Origin of the sequence: Phenylobacterium sp., assembly GCF_030693625.1 — a bacterium.
GTDB classification, from domain to species: domain Bacteria; phylum Pseudomonadota; class Alphaproteobacteria; order Caulobacterales; family Caulobacteraceae; genus Phenylobacterium; species Phenylobacterium ferrooxidans.
In genome coordinates, this window is the sequence record NZ_JAUYAF010000067.1 from 1 (window position 1) to 5,554 (window position 5,554).

Consider the following 5,554-nt stretch of genomic DNA (forward strand, 5'->3'; position numbering starts at 1 on the left):
CGGGGTGGCGGCGGCCGGCGTGGCGGCGGCGGCCGGCGGCAGGGTGGGCTCGACGGCGGCGGTCTGCACGGGCGGCAGGGGGGTCAGGACAGTGCCGGCGTCATCGGCGGCGGCCAGGGCGCCGGTGGCGTCGACGCCGACGTCCAGGGCGCCGGTGGCCACGCCGTTCTTCTTGGCGCATTCGGCCAGGGTGACCTCGCCGACGTACTGGCCGGCCACGAAGCAGCGCAGGGGCCGGGCGGGGTCGATGCCGCCGTCGTCGGCGGTGGTGGTCTCCACCACCAGGCCGCCCTGCGACGCGGGCGGGGCCGCGTCCCTGTCGTTACGGGTCTTGGAGACCATGCCGATGGCGATGCCGAGCCCAGCCATCAGGGCCAGGGCGCCGCCGATCAGGGCCAGCACAATCCGTCGATCATTGAACATATCCATGGCCTCTCGCTAGACCGCGCGTGTGACGGTTTCAAGCGTTCGTGATCGGCAGGCGATCTAGCCGCCGCCGCCGAGGCGGTCGAGGGCGGCCTGGTAGTTGGCGATCTGGTTGGTCAGATAGGCCGGGACATTGCCCGTCGCCTTGGCCTTTTCGGCCTTCCTCTGGGCCTCCGGCGTCGCGGCCTCCTTGAGGTCCTTGTAGGCGGTGCGGATCACATTGAGGGCCGAGGCCAGCTCGGCCTTGGTGTGGGAGATCTCCTCGGCGTTGCTGAGGTTCATCGCCTTGTCGAGGCCGAGACCGTAGAAGGTCCCCTTCCCGTCCGCCGAGGTGGCCTTGCCGTCCTTGCTCAGCACGGTGGTGCGCACCACGCCCTCGGGAATCCCCAGCAGAGCCAGGGCGTCGCGGCCGGACTTGCCCGGCGCGAACTCCAGGATGTTGCGCGGGTTCTGCGGCTTGATCTGCAGCTTGCGCTGGCCGTCGGAGGTCACGACGCTGACGTCGGCCTGGTAGTTCAGGCCGCGCTTCAGCTTGGTGACCAGGCTCTCCATGGTCTCCCCGGCCTCGATGGTGATGGTCTTGAACGTGCCGCCATTGCCGCCCTTGACCTGGAACTGGTCGCCAGGCCGCACGGCGCTGACCGCGCTGAGCTGGACGGAGTCGGTCATGTCCAGCGTGCCCTTGGGCAGGCCCAGGCGGTCCAGCGCGCTGGCCCCGGAATTGTCCACGGCGATGGCGGTGGGGGTGGCGTAGCCGTCCTTGCCGGTGAACCGGCGGGTGAAGCCGGTGGCGCCGGTGTCAAGGTTCAGCTCGGTGAGGAAGCCGTCCTTCTTGCCCTTGGCGTCAAGGTCGGGAAGGTCCGTGCCCGCCTGGCCGGTGAGATAGACCCGGCCCTCGGAGAGGGCCATGCCGGTCACCTTGTCGTCGCCGGCGCCGCCGTAATAGGCCAGCCGGTCACCGGCGCCGGCGCTCAGGTCGGCGGAGATCCGCGCGGCGAAGGCGTCGAGTCCGCTGGTGTAGGCCCGGGTGGTGACGCCGGCCGACAGGCTGTCGCCGCCGGCCGAGCCCGCGATCACCAGCTGGCCGCCGTCCAGGGCGAGGCCCGCGATGGCGCCGCCCGACAGGTCGCCCAGGTCGCGCGTGGCGGTCTCGACCGGGGTCCCGCCGGAGATATCGAAGCGGTGGATGACCGCGCGGCCCGACTCGTTGTTGGCCAGGATCAGGGAGCCGCCGTCCACCACCAGGCCGCCGGGGCGGTCGGAGCCGGCGGAGCCGACGCTCTGGACGAACAGGGTGGTGACCTTGTTCTTGGCGTCGGCCTTGAAGCCCTCGACATAGCTGTCCCAGCCGCCGAGCCCGGTGGTCCCGGGCAGGCTGGATTGGGCGCGACCGGCGACATAGACGCTGCCGTCGGCGCCGAAGGCGATGCTGGTGGCCTCGTCGTTCTGGCGCGCGCCGCGGCGCTCGGTCCAGAGTTCCTGGCCATCGCCGTCCATGACGGTGACGAAGCTGTCGGACTGGGTGGCGAAGCTGCCGGTGGCGCCGGAGTTCAAGGCGCCCTCGGCCGCGCCGCTCAGGTCGCCGGTCACCTTGCCGGCGATGGCGATCTTGCCGTCGGCCGAGACGGCCAGGGCCATGCCGGTGGCGTTGGACGACGCCCCCAGGGTGCGGGTGAACAGCAGCTTGCCGGCGGAGTCATACTTCAGCAGGGCGACATCCTGGTCGCCCTTGATGGTCTGGCCGGAGACCTTGTCGGAGACATCGGCCAGGACATAGACCGACCCGTCGGAGGCGACCTGGGTGGCGTGGACCGTGCCCACGGACTTTTCCATGTCCTTGGCCCAGACCCGGCCGTCGACATAGTTGGCCTCGCCGGTGGGCTGGGGCGGCGGCGTCACGTCGGCCGTGTCGGTCTGGACCTTCAACAGCTGACTGACGATCACCCCGTCCTTGGTGGCGGACTTGCCGTCGGGATCGGGATTGCCGACGCTTTGGGCGAGGTAGATGGCCGGCTCGGTCTTGGGGGCCGAGAAGGTCAGGGTGTCGCCGGAGTCGATGTTGAACTTCATCGCCCACTGGTCGGGATTGACGCCGACCTTGGTGGCCTTGCCGCCGATCTGGATCATGCGGTCGCCGCCAGGGATGCGCAGGGACGAAACGCGGGTCCCGACCTCGGCGGCCTCCAGCTTGCTGTTAATGTAGGACAGGACGTTGCTCATGCTGCGCGGCGTCGCGCCCATCTCGTTGAGGTCGATGGCCACGTCGTGAACGACATTCACCCGCTTGATCGAGATGTTGAACTTCACCTCGCCCTGGAAGGCGTCGATCGGCGCGCTGACGTTTCCCGACACCAGCGGCGGCGTCGTGTAGTCGGTCTTGGCGCGGGTCACCCCGACGGTGGACTTGGCCTTGTCGGCCACGGTGGCCGTGGTCAGGCGCAGCTGGTCCAGGTCGAGCTTGTCGGTATAGGCGGTGATCTCGCTCAGGCCCTTGGCGAACACTGACTGGATGCGCGCCTTGTCGGTGCTGCTGAGGTTCTTGCCGCCTATCTGATCGACCACACCGGCCAGGGTGTCGATGCCCTGATAGAGGGCGAACAGCTTCTTGTAGTCGGCGCTGGCGCCGGCGAGGTCGAGCTGGGCGGCGTCCTCATTCACCAGCTTGCGGCCGAGCATGGCGTTCTTGACCGCCGTGGTCATCAGCGACGGGGTGTTGGAGGCGGTCTGGGCGCCCGGCAGCCACGGGGCGCTCGGGGCGTACTTCTTGGCCGGCGCACCGCCACCGGCCGACGTCAGGGGCACGCCGGCGCGGCCCTGGTAGTAGTTCAGCAGAATGTTGGTGTCGAAGGTGATGGTCATGAATTGCCGTCCGCGGACATAGATCCGCGACCAGATCTTCGCACGTCAGGCAATGACGAGGGGTTAAGCCACAGAGTTAAGACGACAAAGGCCCGGGCGCGAAACGCCCGGACCTCAAGACGTTCCCGGTGTGGGGACGCGCGCAACTTACTTGAACAGCGACAGGATGATCTGCGGCGCCTGGTTGGCGATCGAAAGCGCCTGGGCGCCCAGCTGCTGCTGGACCTGGAGGGCCTGCAGGTGGGCGCTTTCCTTGGCCACGTCGGCGTCCACCAAGTTGCCGATCCCGGCCTGCAGCACGTCGGTCAGCTTGGAGACGAACTTGTTGTGGTTCTCGATCTGCTTGGCCTGGGCCCCCAAGGCGCCCAGGGCCTGGTTCACATTGCCGATCGAGGCGTCGAGGTCGATCAGGGCTTGGGCGGCATCGGCGATGGTGTTGATCGAGGCCGTGGGCAGCATGGTGATGATGCCCATGCCCAGGCTCATGTCTTGCCCGGAGAGGGTGATGTAGGCGTTGGCGTCGGCGTTGGCGAGGAAGCGGATGGAGGTGGTGGTGCCGTCCAGGATGTCGGCGCCGTCGAAGTTGGCGTTCTGGCCGACCTGGCTGATCTGCCGCAGGATCGACTTGAAGTCGGCGTCCAGGGCGGTGCGGGAATTGGTATCCAGCGAGGGGTCCTGGGCGGAAACCACCTTTTCCTTCAGCTGGACGAGAAGGTCGGAGATCGACTCGCCGGCCGCCATGGAGACTTCGGCGATCGACTGGGCCCGGTCCAGGCTCATCTTCACCGCCGAGAGGGCGCCGATGTCGGCGCGCTGCCCCTGGGCGATGGACCAGACCGAGGCGTTGTCCTTGGCGTTTGCGATCGACAGGCCCGTATTGATACGGTTCTGAACGTCACTCAGTTCATCGTTGGTCTTGTTCAGGTTCTGCAGCGCGACGAGGGCTGACTTGTTGGTATGAACGCTGATTGACACTACCCGGCCTCCTTGGCGCGCCCGCCCCCTTCAACCGGCTCTTTTGCGAGTCGGTGGGACCGGTCTTCCTGCGCTGGAAGCTATGGAATCATGGTGTCCAGAAGGTTAACGCCCATATGCGAGCGGCTGCCGACCGGTTTCCCGGGGCAGTGAGACCATGCAGATTCAGAGGCTGTTGAGCCTCGTCAGACCTTGGCGCGGATTACCGTGCCGGCGGCGTAGCCCTCTTCCTCCCGCATCTTCAGGAGTTCTTCCCTCGGATACTGCGCCACAATGTCACCGGTCCGCCGGTCGACTGTCTTGTAGACGTAGGAGCCCGCCTGTTCCTCGATGACCAGCCGGAAGTCCGCCTGACTTTCGTCCCCGGCCGCGATCCTGACCGCGAGCGGTGCGGGTGCGGCGTGAACCTGCGGTTGCTGGTTGAGGGTCCGGTCGGTGATCGACGCCAGTTTCGTAGCCTTGGTTTCCATTTCTCCCTTCGTTGACGGGGGGTGCCCGTGAACGTCCCTGTTTGACCGAAATCGGCGGGGAGGACTTCGCCCTCCCCGCCAGGTCCGGCCGGTGACGAGGCGTCGCCGCCTCGAGCGCCTGCTTAGCCGCGGAAGAGGCTGAGCAGACCCGAAGACGAGCTGTTGGCGATCGAGAGCGCCTGGACACCCAGCTGCTGCTTGGTCTGCAGCGAGGTCAGCCTCGCGCTTTCCTTGGCCAGGTCGGCGTCGACGAGGTTACCCACCCCGGCGTCGATCGAGTCCTGCAGTTTGCCGATGAAGGTCAGGTGGGCGCCGAGCGACTTGGAGCCCGTACCCATCTTCGACAGAGCGGTCGAGACCGTGGTGATCGCTGTACCGACGGTGGCGATCATGGCCGCGGCTGTCGTCTGGGTCGAGATCGAGCCCGTGCTCAAACCGATGCCGGCCAGGGACAGGTCCTGGGCCTGGACCGTAATCTTCGAGCTGCCGTCGTCATTGGCCAGGGCGGCGATGGTGGTGCCGGTGGCGCTGATCATGTTCACGCCGTTGAACGTGGCGTTTGAGACCGACTTCGCGATCTGGTCGCGCATGGCGTTGAAGTCGTCGTTCAGGGCTGTCCGCGAAGCGGTGTCGAGGCTGGAGTCGGACGCTGCCAAGGCCTTTTCCTTCATCTGCAGAAGCAAATCGGAGACGGCTTCGCCACCGGCGATGGCGACGTCTACGGTTGATTGCGAGCGCTGCAGGGAGTCCTTGACGGCGTTCAGAGAGCCGGAGGTGGCGCGTTGGTTCTGGGCGATGGCCCAGATGGCGCCGTTGTCTTTCGC

Annotated in this window: 4 protein-coding genes and 1 pseudogene; all 5 read right to left on the reverse strand. The window is 67.2% G+C overall.

Translation table 11 applies throughout. The annotated features are described in order from the left end of the window. Positions 1-429 (reverse strand): annotated as a pseudogene (locus Q8N10_RS15375) (hypothetical protein); the annotation flags it as partial. 57 nt (positions 430-486) lie between these two features. Further along, entirely contained in the window at positions 487-3,285 is a 2,799-nt protein-coding gene (locus Q8N10_RS15380) for a hypothetical protein (protein ID WP_304781623.1), read from the reverse strand. A 147-nt stretch (positions 3,286-3,432) separates the two neighbouring features. Then, the gene (locus Q8N10_RS15385; protein WP_304781625.1) at positions 3,433-4,260 is read right to left on the reverse strand and encodes a flagellin; all 828 of its coding nucleotides are present in this window, start codon (positions 4,258-4,260) and stop codon (positions 3,433-3,435) included. Between the two features lie 185 nt (positions 4,261-4,445). After that, on the reverse strand, positions 4,446-4,730 hold the full coding sequence (locus Q8N10_RS15390) for a hypothetical protein (RefSeq protein WP_304781626.1): 285 nt from the start codon (positions 4,728-4,730) through the stop codon (positions 4,446-4,448). Between the two features lie 122 nt (positions 4,731-4,852). Next, positions 4,853-5,554 (reverse strand): flagellin (locus Q8N10_RS15395; RefSeq protein WP_304781627.1); only part of this gene is annotated, 702 nt, incomplete at its 5' end.